Here is a 17,281-nt window from a genome sequence, read left to right as displayed (position 1 = left end):
ACCCATCCCGCATGACCAACCCCGTCTGCCAGATCGTCGGCTTCGGCCCCGGCTGCACCAGCTTCCTGATCGCCGCCGACCGCCAGGGCATCCTGCCGGAGCTGCTCGGCCGCGGCCTGCTGATCCACGAGCGCGAGGGAAGCGCCGAGGCCCTGCTGCCGATCGGCGTCAACTACGACATCCCCTCCAACTCCGACGCCGCCGACTTCCTCGACGGCATCGCGCCGGACGGGCTGTTCGGGCCGCTGCTCGACGGGCCGGCCGCCCGCATGATCCGCATGGCCGGCGGCCGGGCCATCTCGCTCCAGCTCGTCGCCCTTCTGGTGGAGGAAACCCGCCGCCTCGCCCTGGAAGCCATCCGCCGCCACCCGAACAGCCGCGTCGCCTACGGGTCGCCGGTGACGCGGATCGGCCGCACCGCCGGGGGCTGGCGGCTGCATGACGCCCAGGGGCGCGGCGTCGAGAGCCCTCTCGCCGTGCTGGCCGCCGGCAGCGCCCCGCATCTGCCCGACGGGCTGCGCCGCGCCGCCGCCGGGGCCGGCGTCCCGCTGGTCCATTCCGACGCGGTGCTGCGCCCCTGCGACGTCACCGCGCTGCTGCCCGCCGGCGCGCGGTCGATCGCCGTCGTCGGCGCCTCGCACAGCGCCTTCTCGGTCCTGCACAAGCTGCTGGAGCTGTACGCCGGCGGCGACCTGCGGCTGACCCTGCTGCACACCCAACCGATCCGCCGCATGCACCGCGGCGCCGCCCTGGCGCGGGCGGCCGGCGAGCGTTTCGACCCGGCGACCGACCAGTGCCCGGCCAGCGGCCGGATCTTCCGCTTCCAGGGGCTCTACACCCGCTCGCGCCTGCTCTACGAGCAGATCCTCGCCGGCCAGCACCCGGCCATCGCGCTGCGCGCCTGCGACGACGAGGCGGCGGTCGCCGACGCCCTGCGCGGCGCGGACGCCGTGATCGCCGCCACCGGCTACCGCCCCAACCTGCCGCCGCTCACGGACGTGCGGGACCGCCCGCTCGCCGCCGGCCGCAACGGCAGCGCCGTCCAGGTCGGCCGCGACGGCCAGCTCCGCGCGGCGGACGGCGGCACGCTGCCCGGCCTGCTCGGGATCGGGCTGGGCTTCGGGCGCGACGGCTCGGGCATCGGCGAGCCCTCCTACCGGGGGGCGCCGGTGGGCATCAACATCTTCCAGGGGCCGGACGGCGACGCGCTGTGCGCGCGCGCCCTGTCCGCCCTTCAACACGCGGCTGGAGCATGTCTTGAAAAAGAATATCTTTAAGGAGTGGGCCGGGCGCTTCCGCAGCGAGGCGACCGGCGTCTCGGCCAAGACCGAATGGGCCGACCAGCTCACGCGCTCGCGCAACGCCGGCCCGCGCATGGAGAACCAGACGACCCTCGACCCGCGTTCGCACGGGGCGGGGACGCTGGCGGTCCACGCCGGCACCTACAACGACCCGATCACCGGGGCGGTCGGCACCCCGGTCTTCGCCAGCACGACCTTCCTGTTCCAGCCGGAAAGCTACGACGCCTTCGACCAGGGCATGATCCGGGACTACCCGATCTACAGCCGCTACGGCAACCCGAGCCAGTGGGCGGTGCAGGAGAAGATCGCGGCGCTGGAACACGCGGAGAGCGCCATCGTCTTCGCCTCCGGCATGGCGGCGATCAGCTCGACCCTGCTGGCGCTGACCAACCGGGGCGGCCACATCGTCACCGCCCGCGACATCTACGGCGGCAGCTACAACCTGATGCGCGAGGACATGCACCAGTTCGGCCGCAGCGTCAGCTTCGTCGACCCGACCGACGCGGCGGGCATCGAGGCGGCGATCCAGGACAACACCGAACTGCTGTTCTTCGAGACGCTGACCAACCCGCTGCTGAAGCTGGCCCCGGTGCGCGAGCTGGGGGAGATGGCGGCGCGGCACAACCTGTTCCTGGTGCTCGACAACACCTTCCTGTCGCCCTGCTGCCTGACCCCGGTGGATTTCGGCGCCCACGTCGTCATCCACAGCGGCACCAAGTATCTGGGCGGCCACAGCGATCTCGTCGCCGGCTGCGCCGCCGGGAGCCGCAAATACATGGACATGGTGTGGGCGCAGATGCTGAAGCTCGGCGGCAGCCTGAACCCGCAGGACTGCGCCATCCTGGAGCGCAGCATGAAGACGCTGTCGCTGCGCATGAGGGCGCATTGCGAGGGCGCGCGCGACCTCGCCCACTGGCTGGCCGCCCACCCGGCGGTCGCCCGCGTCCACCACCCCGACCTGCCCGGCTACCCCTATCCCTGGGCGGCGGAGCTGCTGGGGAAGGGGGCCGGCGGCATGGTCTCCTTCGAGGTCAGGGGCGGCGACCGCGCCGGACTGAAACTGATGGGCGCGCTTACCCTCGTCCAGGCGGCGACCAGCCTGGGCGGGGTGGAATCGCTGATCAGCATGCCCTTCAACACCAGCCACAGCAGCCTGATCGAGCGGCAGCGCCGCGACATCGGCATCAACCCCGGCCTGATGCGCCTGTCGGTCGGGATCGAGGACGTCGCCGACCTCAAGGCGGACTTCACCCAGGCTCTGGCCACCATCGGGGACATCAACCAATGAAGAACGGCATCAACGTCGCCGCCGTCAGCGAGCTCGTCCACGAGATCCGCAAGGTTCCCGGCGAGAACGAGATCCTCTACGGCGTCGGGCTGGAGTGGCTGGGCGGGCTGACCATGGAGATCCGCACCCTGCCGCTGCGCTTCGGCAGCAAGCGGCTGGGCCGCGACTTCGCCTTCCGCGCCGGCCACCACGCCGACCCGAGCCCGGAGGCGCCGCCGACCCCGGCCGACTACTTCATGACCGGGCTCGGCGCCTGCGTCGCCAACATCCTGGTGCAGGGCGCCTCCTACAAGGGCATCACCATCGACCGGCTGAGGGTGGAGGCGGCGGCGCGGCGGGCGGGATCGCGGCTGGCCGACCTGTCGGCGCTGGTGACGCTGACCGCCGACGGAAGCTGGTGGCAGTACAAGCAGATGATGATGAACGTGGCGCGCTTCTCGCCCAACTACATCACGGTGACGCTGCCCAACGCCATCGGGCTGGATTACCGGCATCTGCCCTCCGGATTCCGCAGCGGCGGCCTGTTCGCCACGGCGGACGGGACCGCGGACGGCGGGGCCGTCGACGAGGGAGGCGGCGACGCGGGCGGCGGCGACCCGCTCGACCTCGGCGTCGACGTGGCGTGGCGCAACGCCACCCAGTTCGACGTGACCCTGCGCGACCGCCGCTGGCGCCAGGACCGCTGGTCGCTGCCGGCGCGCTTCCCGGTCGACCAGCCGGTGCCGGCCGCCGGGCTGAACGAGGCGCCCAACCCGCAGGAGTACATCCTGGCGGCGGTGGTCGCCGACCTCGCCCAGCAGCTCGTTCTGGTCTGCCGGCGCGAGGGCCGGCCGCTGCGCCAGCTCTCCGCCACGATGCGCTGCCGGCTCGACATGAAGGGCTGCTTCAACCTGTTCGACAAGTCGGCGGTGCAGTTGCAGGACAACCGCGTCGAGCTGTCCGCCGTCAGCGACAACGGCGAGGCGGAGATGCGGCGCTTCCTGCGGATGGCGCAGGACTCCTCGGCCTGCTGGCAGGCCTTCGTCAACGCCACCCCGGCGGCGCTGGAGCGCGCCGACTGAGCAGTCGCCATGTTGCGGCCGGCGATTTGTCCATCGCCGGCTGTGAAACCTCCCGCTCCGGCCGGACAAGGGTGTGATGCCCGGCTAGGATGGGCGTCACACGCAGCGGGACGCCTTCCGCGACGAAGGCCCGTTGCCCGCCCATTGCCCGCCGCGCCCGCCGGAGAGTCCCGCCGCCCCCGCGATGCCCCGCGCGACCCGCGCCCGCACCGCCGCCGGAGAGTCCCGCGCCCGAGCCCCGTCCCCCCGCAAGGCCCTGCCAAGGACCGATCCGCCATGGACTCGCCGTTGCCCTCTCCCTCCCCGACCGACCCGAGCCAGGGCGACCGGGTCGCCATCATCGGCGTCGCCGGCCGCTTCCCCGGCGCCGATTCCGTGCCCGCCTTCTGGCGGATGCTGGAGCGCGGCGAGTCCGGGCTGGCGCGCGGCCCCGCCGACGCGCACGGCCTGGTCCGGTCCTGCTTCGCGCTGGCGGACAAGGATTGCTTCGACGCCGCCTTCTTCGGCTTCGCCCCGTCCGAGGCGGCGCTGATGGATCCGCAGCACCGGCTGTTCCTGGAGACCGCCTGGCACGCGATGGAGGACGCCGGCTACGGCGGCGGCGACCTTCCCGTCACCGGGGTCTTCGCCGCCGCCGGCTTCAACGATTACGTCCTGCGGCATGTCGGCCCGCGCTCCCACGCCGAGGGGGCGGCGGAGCGCTTCGCCATGCTGATCGGCAACGACAAGGATTTCCTCGCCAGCCGCGCCGCCCATCTGCTCGACCTCACCGGCCCGGCCAGCGTGGCGCAGAGCGCCTGCTCCAGCGGGCTGCTGTGCGTGCACCAGGCGGTGCAGTCGCTGCTCCAGGGCGAGGTCGCCATGGCGCTGGCCGGGGCGGTGTCGGTGTCGATGGATCTGGAGGACGGCTACCGCGCCGATCCCGGCGGGCCGATGTCGCCGACCGGCACCATCGCCCCCTTCTCGGCCACCGCCGACGGCATCGTCGGCGGCAACGGCGTCGCGGCGCTGGTGCTGAAGCGGCTGGACGACGCGCTGGCCGACCGCGACCACGTCTACGCCGTCATCGAGGCGACGGCGGCCAACAACGACGGGCGCGACCGCGCCAGCTTCACCGCCCCCGGCGTCGCCGGGCAGGCGCGCGTGCTGGCCGAGGCGCTGGGGCTGAGCGGGCGGTCCGCCGACGCCGTGTCCTACATCGAGGCGCACGGCACCGGCACGCCGATCGGCGACCCCATCGAGGTCGAGGCGATCAAGCGGGTCTATGGCCCTGGCCGCACGCCCTGCCTGATCGGCTCGGTCAAGGGCAACGTCGGGCACCTGAACACGGTGGCCGGGCTGGCCGGGCTGCTGAAGGCGGTGCTGGTGGTCCGCGGCGGCCGCGTGCCGCCGACGCTGAATCTGGCGGGGGTCAACCCGCTGCTCGCCCTTGACGGCACGCGCTTTTCGGTCTGCGACCGGCCGACCGCCCTGCCCGGGGACGGAGGGCGGCTGGCGGCGGTCAGCTCCTTCGGGTTCGGCGGCACCAATGTGCATGTCCTGCTCGGCCCGCCGCCGGCCGCCGGGAGCGGCGCGGACGACCGGAGCCCGGTGCTGCTCGGCTGGTCTGCGCGCACCGGGGACGACCGCGCGGCGCTGGACCGCCGGCTCGCCGACGCCTGGGCCGCCGATGCCCGCGACGCCGCGCCGGGCCGGCCGCTGGCGGACGACGCCGGCACCCTGCTGCACGGGCGCCGCCGCTTCGCCCACCGCCACGCCGTCGTCGCCGCCGACGCGGGCGAGGCGGCCCGCCGGATCGAAGCCGGCGCGCTGATCCGCCCGCGCCGCGCGGGCGGGGAGCCCGGCGCGCGTCCCGGTCCGCTGGTCTTCCTATTCCCCGGCCAGGGCGCGCAGTTCGCCGGCATGGGGGCCCCCCTCCACCGCGGCCTCCCCGGCTTCCGCGACCGCATCGACCGCTGCGCCACCCTGCTGGAGCCGCTGCTCGGCCGCGACCTGCGCGGCCTGCTGTATGGGAACGACGACGCGGCACTGGTCCCGACGCTGCACAGCCAGCTCGCGCTGTTCGCCACGGAATACGCGCTGGCCGGAACGCTGGCCGACGCCGGGCTGCGGCCGGCGGCGCTGCTCGGACACAGCGTCGGCGAATATGTCGCCGCCTGTCTGGCCGGCGTCTTTTCGCTGGAGGACGCCTTGCGGCTGGTCCACGCGCGGGGCCGCCTGATGGCCGGGCTGCCGCCGGCGGGGATGCTGGCGGTCCAGGCCGGGCCGGCGCGGCTGGAGCCCCATCTGACCGCCGCCCTGTCGCTGGCCGTCGTCAACCGCGCGGACCGCTGCGTCGTCGCCGGGGCGCCGGACGCCCTCGACGCCCTGGCGGAGAGCCTGCGCCGCGACGGGGTCGCCAGCCGGCGGCTCGCGGTCTCCCACGGCTTCCACTCCCACCTGATGGAGCCGATCCTCGACTCCTTCGCGGCGGTCTGCCGGACGGTCGCCTTCGACCGGCCCTGCCTCCCGGTGCTGAGCAACGCCGACGGCGGCCTCGCCGACCCCGACGCCATCGCCACGCCCGGCCATTGGGTGCGCCACCTGCGCCAAACCGTCCGCTTCGCCGACAACGTGGACACCCTGCGTCGCCGCTGGCCGGACGCCACCGCGCTGGAGCTGGGGCCGGGCAGCGGCTGCACCGCGATGATCGGGCGCGACGGCGGCCTCGCCGCCCTGCCGACGATGGTGACGCGCGACAGCCAGACCACGGATCTGCTCGCGGCGCTCGGCCAGCTCTGGGTCGACGGGCACGACATGGATCCCGCCCTGCCGACGCTGGGCCGCGCGTGGCGGCGGGTGCCGCTGCCCGGCTACCCGTTCCAGCGCGTCCGCCACCTGCTGCCGCCGCTGCCGGAGCGGCCGGCCCCCTCGCCGGACCGCGTCCTTCCCCCCGACGAACGCTTCCTCGTGCCGCAATGGCGCTCCCTGCCGCACACGCCCTTCGCAACGCCGGCCCCCGCCCCCGCCCAGCGGGGGAGGGTCGGGGTGGAGGCGCGTCCGCTGCTCCTGTTCCTGCCCGATCATCCGTTCCCCATCCCCCAGAACGCCGACGCGATCCGCGTCCACCCCGGCCCCGGCTACCGCGAGAATCCGGACGGCTCCTTCCACCTGCGCCCCGGCGACGCCGCCGACTTCCGCCGCCTCGCCGCAAGGCTGGAGCAGCGCGCCATCCGCGACGCCCTCTGCCTGTTCGGCTGGCTGCACGGCGGCTCTCCCGCCAACGACAGGGCCGCCGACGACAGGGCGAACGGCCACGACAGCCTCGTCCGGCTCGCCCAGACCCTGCTGCCCGCCGGAATCGTCGGCCATCTCCTGCTGCTGACCGACCGCCTCGCCGTGATCGACGGCACCGAGACGCCCCGCTGCGAGCAGGCGCTGGCGCTCGGCGTGCTGCGCGCCATCCCCTTCGAATTGCCCGGCGTCCAGGCGGGCTGGCTCGACGCCGACCGGCTTCCCGACCCCGCCACCCTGGCGCGGATCGACGCCCGCCGCCGCGCCGACCCGGCCCTGCACGCGCTGTCGCTGGCCCTGCGCAACGGCCGCCTGTGGGAGCGGCGTCTCGTGCCGCTGTCCCTGCCGCCCGAGGACGAGGACGCCCCGCACCCGATCCGCCCCGGCGGCACCTATGTCGTCACCGGCGGCACCGGCGGGCTGGGGCTGGAGCTGCTGCGCCGGCTCGCCCGCCAGCGCTGCCACCTCGTGGCGATCGCCCGGAGCATCGACGCCGCCCTCCGCGCCGACCCGTCACGCCACCCCGTCCTTGCCGAGTGCCTCGCCCAGGGCGCCACGCTGACGCTGGTCGCCGGGTCCGCCGACGACCGGAGCCTGCTCGACGGCGTCGCCGCCGACCTGCTGCGCCAGGGGCACCCGGCGAACGGCATCTTCCATCTGGCCGGACGCTACGTCCCGCAGACCCTCCAGGATCGGACGCTGGCCGAGCGCGACACCAACCACCGGGCCAAGCTGCTGGGCGCGCAGGCGCTGCTGGCGGCCTTCGCGCCCCACGCGCCGGATTTCCTGGTCAACTTCTCCTCGCTGGCGGGGGAGACCTCCGGCTACGGCAACGCCGACTACATGGCCGCCAACCTCGCGCTCGGTTTTCTGGCCGAAGCCGGCACCGCCCCCTTCCCCGTCGTCACCATCGGCTGGGACAATTGGGAGAAGCTGGGCGCCCTCGGGCGGGCCACCGCCGAATCCGGGGACGGCACGCTGTTCCTGGGGCGCGACGAACGGGCCATCGCCGCCGAGGACGGCTTCGCCGCCCTGTGGCGGATCCTGCGCGGCAGCCACGCCCACGCGCTGGTCAGCCCCACCGACATCGGGCAACGCCTGCGGGAGGTCGACCACGCCGCGAGGGCGCGCCAGGGGCGGACCGCCGAACCGCCGGACCCGGCGCCGGGCGCCGCCGCGCTCCCCGCCGACGGCCCCCCGCTGGAGCGGCTGACCATGCTTCTCTTCGCGCGGACGCTGGGGATCGACAGGCTGGCGCCGACCGACGATTTCCTCCAGCTCGGCGGCGATTCGATCATGGCGGTGCGGCTGCTGTCGCGGCTGCGGGCGATCCTCCAGGCCGAGTTCGCGCTGCCCGACTTCCTGGCGAACCGCACCCCCGCCCAACTGGCGCGGCGGCTCGACGCGATCCCAGGCGCCGCGACCACCGCGCTCGCCTACCTGCACATCCAGAGCCTGTCCGAGCACGACCGGCGATCGCTGCGCCGCCACGCCGGCCCATCATGAATTCCCGAGGACCCGCGATCATGCCCTCCGACACCCTGACCGCGCCGCCCTTCGATCCGGCGCTGCTGAGCCGGCTTCTCGACCTGGACGAGGCGGCGGCGCCGCCGCCGGCCGGCGACTCCGACCCGCAGGCCCCCTTCCCGCTGACCGAGCTCCAGCGCGGCTATCTGCTGGGCCGCGACCCGGACCTGCCGCTGGGCGGCGCCGCCTGCCAGTTCTATTACGAGATCGACTGCGAGACGCTGGACATCCCGCGCTACCGCGACGCCTGGGCCCGCATCGTCCGGCGCCACCCGATGCTGCGCGCCGAGATCCTCGACGCCACCCGCCAGCGCGTCCGCGACGGCATTCCCGACCTCGCCATCCCGGTCCACGACTGGAGCGCCGCGTCCGAGTCCTGCGCCGGGCGGGCGCTGGCGGCCGTGCGCCGCCGCCTCGCCCGCGACCTGCCGGCGCGGGGGCGCTGGCCGCTGTTCGACGTGGAGCTGAGCCTGTGGCCGGCCGGCCGCGCGCGGATCCATCTGCGCTTCGACCTGCTGATCACCGACCAGCAGAGCATCCTGACCATCCTCGACGAGGTGGCGCGCTTCTACCGCGACCCCGGCCTGGACCTGCCGGAGCCCGCCGTCACCTTCAAGCAGATCGTCGAGAGCCGGGCGGCGGACGGGGACGAGCGCGCCCGCCGCTACTGGCGCGCGCGGGCGGCCGACCTGCCCGACGCCCCGCAGCTTCCCATGCCCTGCCCGCTGGAACGGCTCGGCCGCCCGGTGTACGAGCGGCTGTCGCAGCGGATCGAGCCCGCCCCCTGGAACCGGCTGAAGGCCCTGGCGGCGGAACTCGGCGTCACGCCGTCCTGCGTGCTGCTCGGCCTGTTCGGCGAGGCGCTGGCGGTGTGGAGCGAGACCCGTCACTTCTGCCTGAACATGACGCTGTTCGACCGGCCGCCGGTCCATCCCGACATCGACCGCGTCGTCGGCGACTTCACCACCACCCTGCTGTTCGAGATGGATCTGCGCCTGCCGATGCCCCGGCGGGAGCGGTTCGCCCGGCTCCAGAACGCGCTGTGGCGCGACATCGAGCACAGCGCGTTTGGCGGCGTCGCGGTGATGCGCGAGATGGCCCGCGCGCGCGGCCACCTCGACCGGCCGCTGATGCCGGTGGTCTTCACCAGCACACTGAGCCAGAACGACGCCCGGCTGTTCGCCGACGCCCAGGCGCAGCCCGGCCGCCCGGTGCTGTCGCTGTCGCAGACCCCGCAGGTCATCCTCGACAACCAAGTGATGGAGTGGGAGGGCGCGCTGCTGGTCAACTGGGACGTGGCGGTCAACGCGCTGGCGCCGGAGGTGGCGCGCGACCTGTTCGACCGCTTCACCGGCCTGATCGGCGAACTGGCCGACGACCCGTCGCGCATCGACCGCGCGTCGGCCGCCATGCCCGATCCCGACGCCGCGATGATCGAGCCGCCGCTCGTCCCGCCGGGGCCGGGAGACGGCGACACGCGGCTGGCCGATCCGTGGCTGCGGGCCCTGCCGGCCTGCGGCGACCGGCCGGCGATCCGCACCGCCGACCGCACCCTGACCCACGCGGCGCTGGCCCGGCGGGTCGCCGGCATCGCCGACGCCCTGCGGGCGCGCGGCCTCGGGCGCGGCGCCACCGCCGCCCTGCTGCTGGAGAAATCCCCCGACCAGATCGCCGCCTGCCTCGCGGTGTCGCTGCTCGGCGCCGTCTATGTCCCGGTGGACGCCAACCAGCCGGCCGCCCGGCAGGCCCGCATCCTCGCCGACCTGCGCCCCGACCTGCTGCTGCACAAGGCCCCGCTGCCGGAGAGCCTGCGCGGTTCCTGCCCCTCCCTCGACCTCGACGGCACGGGCGAGGGCGACCCCGCCGGGCTGGCGGCGCTGGAGGGCGCCGGCCCGCGGGACCCCGCCTACATCATCTACACCTCGGGCTCGACCGGCCAGCCCAAGGGGGTGACGGTGACGCACGCCGCCGCCGTCAACACCATCCGCGACGTCAACCGCCGCTTCGGCATCGGCGCCGACGACTGCGTGCTCGGCCTGTCGGAGCTGCATTTCGACCTGTCGGTCCACGATGTCTTCGGCGTGCTCGGCTGCGGCGGGGCGCTGGCGCTGCCCGACCCCGACCAGCAGCGCGACCCGGCCCACTGGCACCGGCTGTGCGCCGGGGCCGGGGTGACGCTGTGGAACACCGTGCCGGGCCTCTTCGCCCTGCTGGTCGATTACCACGAGACCGGCGGCGCTCCGCCGGCCCCGGCGCTGCGCACCGTCCTGCTCAGCGGCGACTGGATCCCGCTCGACCTGCCGGACCGGGCGCGGCGGCTGTGGCCGGCGGCGCGCTTCGTCGGGCTGGGCGGGGCGACCGAGGCGGCGATCTGGTCGATCGCCCACCCCATCGATACCGTCGATCCCGACTGGGCCAGCATCCCCTACGGGCGGGCGCTCGGCCGCCAGCAGGTCTTCGTGCTGGACAAGGCGCTGGCGCTCTGCCCGCCCGGCAAGACCGGCGAGCTGTTCATCGCCGGCGACGGGCTCGCCACCGGCTACCACGGCGACCTGGAGAAGACGCGGCGCCATTTCTTCCCGCACCCGCGCAGCGGCCTGCCGCTCTACCGCACCGGCGACCTCGGCCGCTACCGGGCGGACGGAATCATCGTCTTCCAGGGGCGCGCCGACGGGCAGGTCAAGATCAACGGCTTCCGCGTCGAGACCGGCGAGATCGCCCGCGCCCTGAAGACCCACCCGGCGGTCGAGGACGCGGCGATCCTCGCCGTCGGCGACGGCCGCCACCCCCGGCTGGCCGCCTTCGTGAAGAGCGCCGCCGCGCCGCCGCCCGCGCCGGCCGCGCCGGCCGCGCTCCGGGACCATCTCGCCGCCCTGCTGCCCAGCCACATGCTGCCGGCCCATTGGAGCTTCGTGGAGGCGTGGCCGCTGACCGCCAACGGCAAGCTCGACCGCAAGGCGCTGGCCGCCCGGCTGCCGGCCCAGCCGGCCGCCGCCACCGCCGCCGTCCCGGCCGCGCGGGGGGACGCGCTGGAGCGCTCCGTGCTCGACATGGTGGCGCGGGTGCTGGACCAGCCCGCCGTCGCGATGACCGACAACCTCGTGGCGCTGGGCGCCACCTCGCTGGAGCTGATCGCGCTGGCCAACCGGATCGAGTCCCAGTGCGGCCGCCGCCCCGCCCTGACCGAGCTGGCCCGCGCGGTGGCGATGCCCGATCTGGTGGCGCTGGTGCGCGGCCTGACGGCGAGCCTGCCCGACGCGCCGATCTGGCCCGGCGAGCGCCGCCTGCGCGACCGGCTGACCCGCAGCCGCCCGATCGCCGACCCGGTGGCGCGGCGGCTGTTCAAGAACGGGCTGGCGCGGCCGGTCTTCCCCGGCGCGTCGGTGGCGCTCGGCGGGGACGGCGCCCCCATCGCCCAGGCCGACCGGCGGAGCTGGCGCCGCTTCCGCGACGGCGTGCTGCCGCTGGACTCGCTCGGCCGGCTGCTCGGCGCGCTGCGCCGCCACCACGCCGACGGCGAGGAGCGCTTCCAGTACGCCTCGGCCGGCGGCCTCTACCCGGTGGAGACCTATCTGCTGATCCCCGAGGGCCGCGTCGAGGGTGTCGCGGCCGGCGGCTACTGGTACGACCCGGAGAACCACCGGCTGACCGCCTGCGCGCCGCCCGCCGAGCCGTTCCCCGACCTCGGCCGGCTCAGCGCCGGCAACCGCGACTGGGTCGGGCGGGGCCGTTTCCTGATCGGCTTCGTCGTGGCGCTCGACCGCATCGTCCCGCTCTACGAGGGAGCCAGCCTGCCCTTCGCGCTGATCGAGTGCGGCGCCATGTGCCAGCTTCTGGAGCAGGCCGCCGCCGGGCTGCCGGACGCCGGGCTGCCCGACCTCGGCCTCTGCCAGCTCGGCGACCTCGCCCCGGAGGAGTTGTCGCGCCTGTTCGCGCTGCCGCCGGACCGGCTCTACCTGCACGGGCTGGTCGGCGGGCTGGTCGATCCGCAGCGCGCCGCCGCGTGGCGCGCCGCCCCCAAGACCCACGCGCCGCAGGACATGACCGAGGGCACGCTATGAGCCTCCCCCAGCCTCTTCCCCAACCGCTCCCCCAACTGCTCGCCCAATTGCTCGACGAGCTGGAGCGCCACAACATCCGGCTGTGGCTGGAGGACGGCCAGCTCCGCTTCAAGGCGCCGGCCGGGGCGATGACCGCCGACCGCAAGGCGCGGGTGCGGGCGCACCGGCAGGCGCTGATCGACCGGCTCGCGGCCGACGACGGGCCCGCGGCGCCGGTCCTCCGCGCCGATCCGGACAACCGCCACGCCCCCTTCCCGCAGACGCCGATCCAGCAGGCCTATCTGGTCGGCCGCTCCGACGCGCTCGACCTCGGCGGGGTCGCCGCCAACAGCTACATCGAGTTCGAGCGCGCGGGCGTGGATGTCGCCCGCGCCGAGGATTGCCTGAACCGGGTGATCGCCCGCCACCCGATGCTGCGCACGGTGCTGCGTCCCGGCGGACGGCAGGTGGTGCTGGAGACGGTTCCGACCTACCGCATCCCCGTCACCGACCTGACCGGCCTGCCCGAGGCGGAGCGCGACGCGCGGATCGCCGCCCTGCGGCGGGAGATCGGCGAACGGATCCGCGACCCGCAGCGCTGGCCGCTGTTCGACCTGCACTGGACGCGCGACGGCGACCGGGTGCGGCTGCATTCCTGTGTCGACCTGATCGCGCTCGACGCCTGGAGCAGCCAGCTCTTCTTCCGCGAATGGTTCGCCCTGCTCGACGGCCGGCCCGAACCGCCGCCGCCCGCCCTGACCTTCCGCGACGTGGTGATGGCCACCCAGGGGGCCGGCGCGGAGGCCGGCCGGGCGCGGGCCTGGACCTATTGGAACGCCGCGCTTCCCAAGCTGCCCCCGGCGCCCCGCCTGCCGGCCCCCCGGCCGGGGACGGGCGGCGACGCCGGGCGGGGCCGCTTCACCCGCTTCCACGGCCATCTGCCCAAGGCGCGCTGGCAGTCCTGGAAGCGCGTCTGCCGCGCGCGGGGGGTGACGCCGACCAGCGCGCTGGCGACGGTCTTCGCCAATGTCCTGTCGCGCTGGAGCCGCAACGAGGACGTCGCGCTGAACGTCACCCTGTTCAACCGCCCGCCGCTGCACCCGGACATCACGCGGGTGCTCGGCGAGTTCACCAACACCACGCTGCTCGGCTTCGACGGCATGGACCGGCCGCTGGCCGAGCAGGCCGCGCGCACCCAGACCGCCCTGCTGGAGCGGCTGGAGCACGGCGCCGTCGCCGGCGTCGATCTGCTGCGCGAGCTGGCGCGGCTGCGCGGGGACTTCAGCGGCTCGCTGATGCCGGTGGTCTTCACCAGCCTGCTGATCGGCGACGACGCCGACGCGGTCGGCGGGCTGGGCTGGACCCAGGTCCACGGCGTCAGCCAGACCCCGCAGGTGGCGCTCGACCATCAGCTCTACGAGGAAAGGGGCGGGCTCGGCTTCAACTGGGACGCCGCCGGGGCGGCGCTCGACCTCGACGCCGTGGGTGCCGCCTTCGCCGCCTACACGCAGGCACTGGAGGCGCTGGCCGACGACGAAACCCTGTGGGACCGGGCGCCGGACCGCCGTCCGCCGCCGGCGCAGATGGCGGTGCGCGACGCCCTCCACCGGCCGGATCCCGCCGCCGCCCCGCCGCCCGGCGGGCTCGCCGACGCCTTCTGGGATAACCTTCCCCGCACCGCCGGTGCCGACGCCCTGCTGTGGAGCGGCGGGCGGCTGACCCACGGCGAGTTGGCGCGCCACGCCGCCGGGCTGGCGCGGCGGCTGCGCGACGCCGGGGTGCGGCCGGGCGACCGGGTCGCCGTCCAGCTCGGCAAGGGGCCGTTGCAGGCGGTCGCCGTGCTGGCCGCGCTGCACGCCGGGGCCGCCTATGTGCCGGTCGCCCCCGACCTGCCGGCGGCGCGCGTCGCGGCGATGCTGGAGCAGGCGCGGCCCGCCGCGCGGATCGTCGCGGCGGACGGCGCCCGGCCCGCCGGGGACGGCATCCCCGCGCTGCCCGTCTCCCTCTCCGACCCACTGCCCGACACATCCCTGGCCGAACTGGCGGCGCAACGCGCGCCGACCGCGCCCGGCGATGTCGCCTACGTCATCTTCACCTCGGGATCGACCGGCATCCCCAAGGGCGTCACCCTGACCCACGGGGCGGTGCGCAACACGCTGGACGACATGGCCGCCCGCTTCGGCATGGGGCCGGGCGACCGCGTCCTCGCCCTGTCGGCGCTGAACTTCGACCTGTCGGTCTACGACCTGTTCGCGCCGCTCGCCGCCGGGGCGGCGCTGGTGATCCCCGATCCGGGGCAGGAGCGCAACCCGGAGCATTGGCACCGGCTGATGACCGCCCACGGCGTGACGGTGTGGAATTCGGTGCCGACGCTGCTCGACATGCTGCTGGCTTGGCTCGGCGGCGGCGGCGGCGCCGGGGCCGCATCGCCCGCCCCATCGGACGCCGCGCCGCCCGTCACCCTGCGGCTGGCCCTGGTCAGCGGCGACTGGGTGCCGCTCGGCCTGTGCGCCCGGCTGCGCGCGTTGGCGCCGGCGGCCCGGCTGGTGGCGCTCGGCGGCGCGACCGAGGCCGCCATCTGGTCGAACTGGCAGGCGGTGGACGCGGTGCCCGGCCATTGGATCTCCGTCCCCTACGGCTTGCCGCTGCGCCACCAGCGCTACCGGGTTCTGGACCGCCACGGCGCCGACCGCCCCGACCTCGTGCCCGGCCAGCTCCACATCGGCGGGCTCGGGCTGGCGTCCGGCTATTGGGGCGATCCGGAGCGGACCGCCGCCGCCTTCGTCGAGGCGCCGGACGGCGGCGGGCGGCTCTACCGCACCGGCGACCTCGGCCGCTTCTGGCCGGACGGCACGCTGGAGTTCCTTGGACGCGAGGACGGGCAGGTGAAGCTCGGCGGCCACCGGATCGAGTTGGGGGAGATCACCCACGCGCTCGAACGCCACCCGGCCGTCGAGCGCGCCGCCGCCCTGGTCCAGGGCGGAACGGACGCACGCGGCGGCGCCGCGCGACTGGTCGCCCACGTCGCCCGCACGGACGGCGCCGCCCCGACCGAGGCGGAGCTGCGGGCGCACTGCCGCGCCCTGCTTCCGGCCTACATGGTGCCGCGCCGCATCCTCGTCCACGCGGCGCTGCCGCTGTCGGCCAACGGCAAGATCGACCCGCGCGCGCTGGCTGACCTCCCGCCCGATCCCGCCGGGGCGGGGACCGGCGCGGCGGAACCGCCCACATCCCTGCCCACATCCCTGCCGGGCGGGCCGCGCGCCGCGCTGCGCGACATCCTGGTCCAGGCCGTCGGCGGGCGGACGCTGCCGCCGGACGCCGGCTTCTTCGAGCTGGGCGCCACCTCGCTGACGCTGGTCGAGGCGCACGCCCGCATCCGCAACGAGCTGGGCATCGACCTGCACGTCACCGACCTGTTCGTCCACACCTCGTTGGCCGCGCTGGAGGCCCACATCCGGACGCTGCCGCCGCCCACCCCCCTTCCCGGCCCGCCTCCCCCCTCCCCATCATCGGACACCGCGCGATGACGCACCCCCTGCCCGTGGCACCGCCGCCGGACCGCGACCCGGCCGCCCCGCTCGTCGAGCCCGGCGGACTCGCCGACGCCGTGGTCTTCCTGTCCCCCTCGAACCGCATGGTCGGGCACGGGATCGCCCACGCGGCCGATCCGGGCGGCGATTCGGATGGCGATCCGGACAAGGGCGCCGGCGATCCGGCCCGCCGCCTCGCCCGTCTGTTCGAGGCCGCCCGGCGCGACGGCCGCGCCCCGGTCGTCATGGGCGCCATCCCCTTCGACGTGTCGGGGCCCAGCCGGCTGATCGTTCCGCGCGACCTGGACCGGCTGTCCCCGGCCGGCTGGCAGGCGGCGCTGCGGCGGCTGCCCGGCACGGCCACCACCCCGGCCACGCCACCCCGGCCGCCGCGCGCCCATCCGCTGCCCGACCCGGACGGCTACCGGCGGGCGGTGGCGGGCGGGCTGGCCCGCATCGCGGAGGGGCGGCTCGCCAAGCTGGTGCTCGCCCGCAGCCTGGATCTGGAGGCCGACGAGCCCATCGACCCCGGCCGCGTCCTGGCCGCCCTGATCCGCCGCCACCCGGCCAGCTTCCTCTATTCCGTCCCGCTGCCGCCCGAGACGGGGCGGGACGCCGGCGTCTTCCTCGGCGCCAGCCCGGAGCTGCTGGTGCGCAGGGTGGGCGGCCGGGTCCACGCCACCCCGCTGGCCGGCACCATCGCCGCCAGCCCCGACCCGGCGGAGAACGCGCGCCGCGTCGAACGGCTGCTCGCCTCGGAGAAGGACCGGCACGAGCACGCCTTCGCCGCCCGCGCCGTCGCCGAGACGCTGCGCCCCTTCTGCCGGACCATCGAGGTTCCGGCCACGCCCGGCGTGGTCGCCGCCGGCCCGGTCATCCACCTCTCCACCCCCATCGTCGGCGAGCTGCGCGCCCCCCACGCCGGCGCGCTGGAGCTGGCGCTCGCCCTGCACCCGACCCCGGCCGTCGGCGGCACGCCGACCGACGCGGCCGTCGCCGCCATCGCGGAGCTGGAGGGGGTCGGCCGCGGCCTCTACGCCGGCATGGTCGGCTGGTGCGACGCCGGGGGCGACGGCGAATGGGCCGTCTCCCTGCGCTGCGCCGAGATCCGGGGCCGCCGCGCCCGGCTGTTCGCCGGGGCCGGCATCGTCCACGGCTCCGACCCCGAGGCGGAGCTGGAGGAGACCGCGGCCAAGCTCAAGACCATGCTGGCCGCGCTCGGCTTCTGACGCCCCCACCCCCGTTTCCATCCCGCACA

General features: G+C 75.3%; 7 protein-coding genes. All 7 read left to right on the top strand.

Features of this window, described 5'->3' with window-relative positions; translation table 11 throughout:
* Window positions 1-11: 11 nt before the first annotated feature.
* The 7 genes from J2847_RS24685 (at window position 12) to J2847_RS24655 (ending at window position 17,252) form a co-directional block, all read left to right on the top strand.
* Window positions 12-1,277, top strand: coding sequence for a hypothetical protein (locus J2847_RS24685; protein WP_209781442.1), 1,266 nt, complete (start codon window positions 12-14; stop codon window positions 1,275-1,277).
* Window positions 1,258-2,589, top strand: a complete 1,332-nt coding sequence (locus J2847_RS24680) for a trans-sulfuration enzyme family protein (protein WP_209781441.1) — start codon at window positions 1,258-1,260, stop codon at window positions 2,587-2,589. The genes J2847_RS24685 and J2847_RS24680 overlap by 20 nt, the downstream gene beginning before the upstream one ends.
* Window positions 2,586-3,650 carry an OsmC family protein gene (locus J2847_RS24675; protein ID WP_209781440.1) on the top strand — a complete coding sequence of 355 codons (1,065 nt, stop codon included), beginning with the start codon at window positions 2,586-2,588 and terminating at the stop codon, window positions 3,648-3,650. Before J2847_RS24680 ends, J2847_RS24675 begins: the two co-directional genes overlap by 4 nt.
* A gap of 276 nt (window positions 3,651-3,926) precedes the next feature.
* A complete protein-coding gene (locus tag J2847_RS24670; protein ID WP_209781439.1) occupies window positions 3,927-8,429 on the top strand; it encodes a type I polyketide synthase in 4,503 nt (1,500 codons plus the stop codon).
* A 20-nt stretch (window positions 8,430-8,449) separates the two neighbouring features.
* Window positions 8,450-12,511 carry a non-ribosomal peptide synthetase gene (locus J2847_RS24665; RefSeq protein ID WP_209781438.1) on the top strand — a complete coding sequence of 1,354 codons (4,062 nt, stop codon included), beginning with the start codon at window positions 8,450-8,452 and terminating at the stop codon, window positions 12,509-12,511.
* Complete coding sequence (locus J2847_RS24660; protein ID WP_209781437.1) at window positions 12,508-16,020, top strand: non-ribosomal peptide synthetase; 3,513 nt, start codon at window positions 12,508-12,510, stop codon at window positions 16,018-16,020. The genes J2847_RS24665 and J2847_RS24660 overlap by 4 nt, the downstream gene beginning before the upstream one ends.
* Window positions 16,017-17,252 carry an isochorismate synthase gene (locus tag J2847_RS24655; RefSeq protein WP_209781436.1) on the top strand — a complete coding sequence of 412 codons (1,236 nt, stop codon included), beginning with the start codon at window positions 16,017-16,019 and terminating at the stop codon, window positions 17,250-17,252. The genes J2847_RS24660 and J2847_RS24655 overlap by 4 nt, the downstream gene beginning before the upstream one ends.
* Window positions 17,253-17,281: the final 29 nt, after the last annotated feature.

It is taken from the genome of Azospirillum agricola, from assembly GCF_017876095.1.
GTDB classification, from domain to species: domain Bacteria; phylum Pseudomonadota; class Alphaproteobacteria; order Azospirillales; family Azospirillaceae; genus Azospirillum; species Azospirillum agricola.
This window is presented reverse-complemented; position numbering and strand designations above follow the sequence as displayed.

Excerpts from the sequence above, each read along its gene's own strand:
- J2847_RS24685 (WP_209781442.1), top strand. The coding sequence starts at position 12 with ATGACCAACCCCGTCTGCCAGATCGTCGGCTTCGGCCCCGGCTGCACC.
- J2847_RS24655 (WP_209781436.1), top strand. The coding sequence starts at position 16,017 with ATGACGCACCCCCTGCCCGTGGCACCGCCGCCGGACCGCGACCCGGCC.
- J2847_RS24665 (WP_209781438.1), top strand. The coding sequence starts at position 8,450 with ATGCCCTCCGACACCCTGACCGCGCCGCCCTTCGATCCGGCGCTGCTG.
- J2847_RS24670 (WP_209781439.1), top strand. The coding sequence starts at position 3,927 with ATGGACTCGCCGTTGCCCTCTCCCTCCCCGACCGACCCGAGCCAGGGC.
- J2847_RS24675 (WP_209781440.1), top strand. The coding sequence starts at position 2,586 with ATGAAGAACGGCATCAACGTCGCCGCCGTCAGCGAGCTCGTCCACGAG.
- J2847_RS24660 (WP_209781437.1), top strand. The coding sequence starts at position 12,508 with ATGAGCCTCCCCCAGCCTCTTCCCCAACCGCTCCCCCAACTGCTCGCC.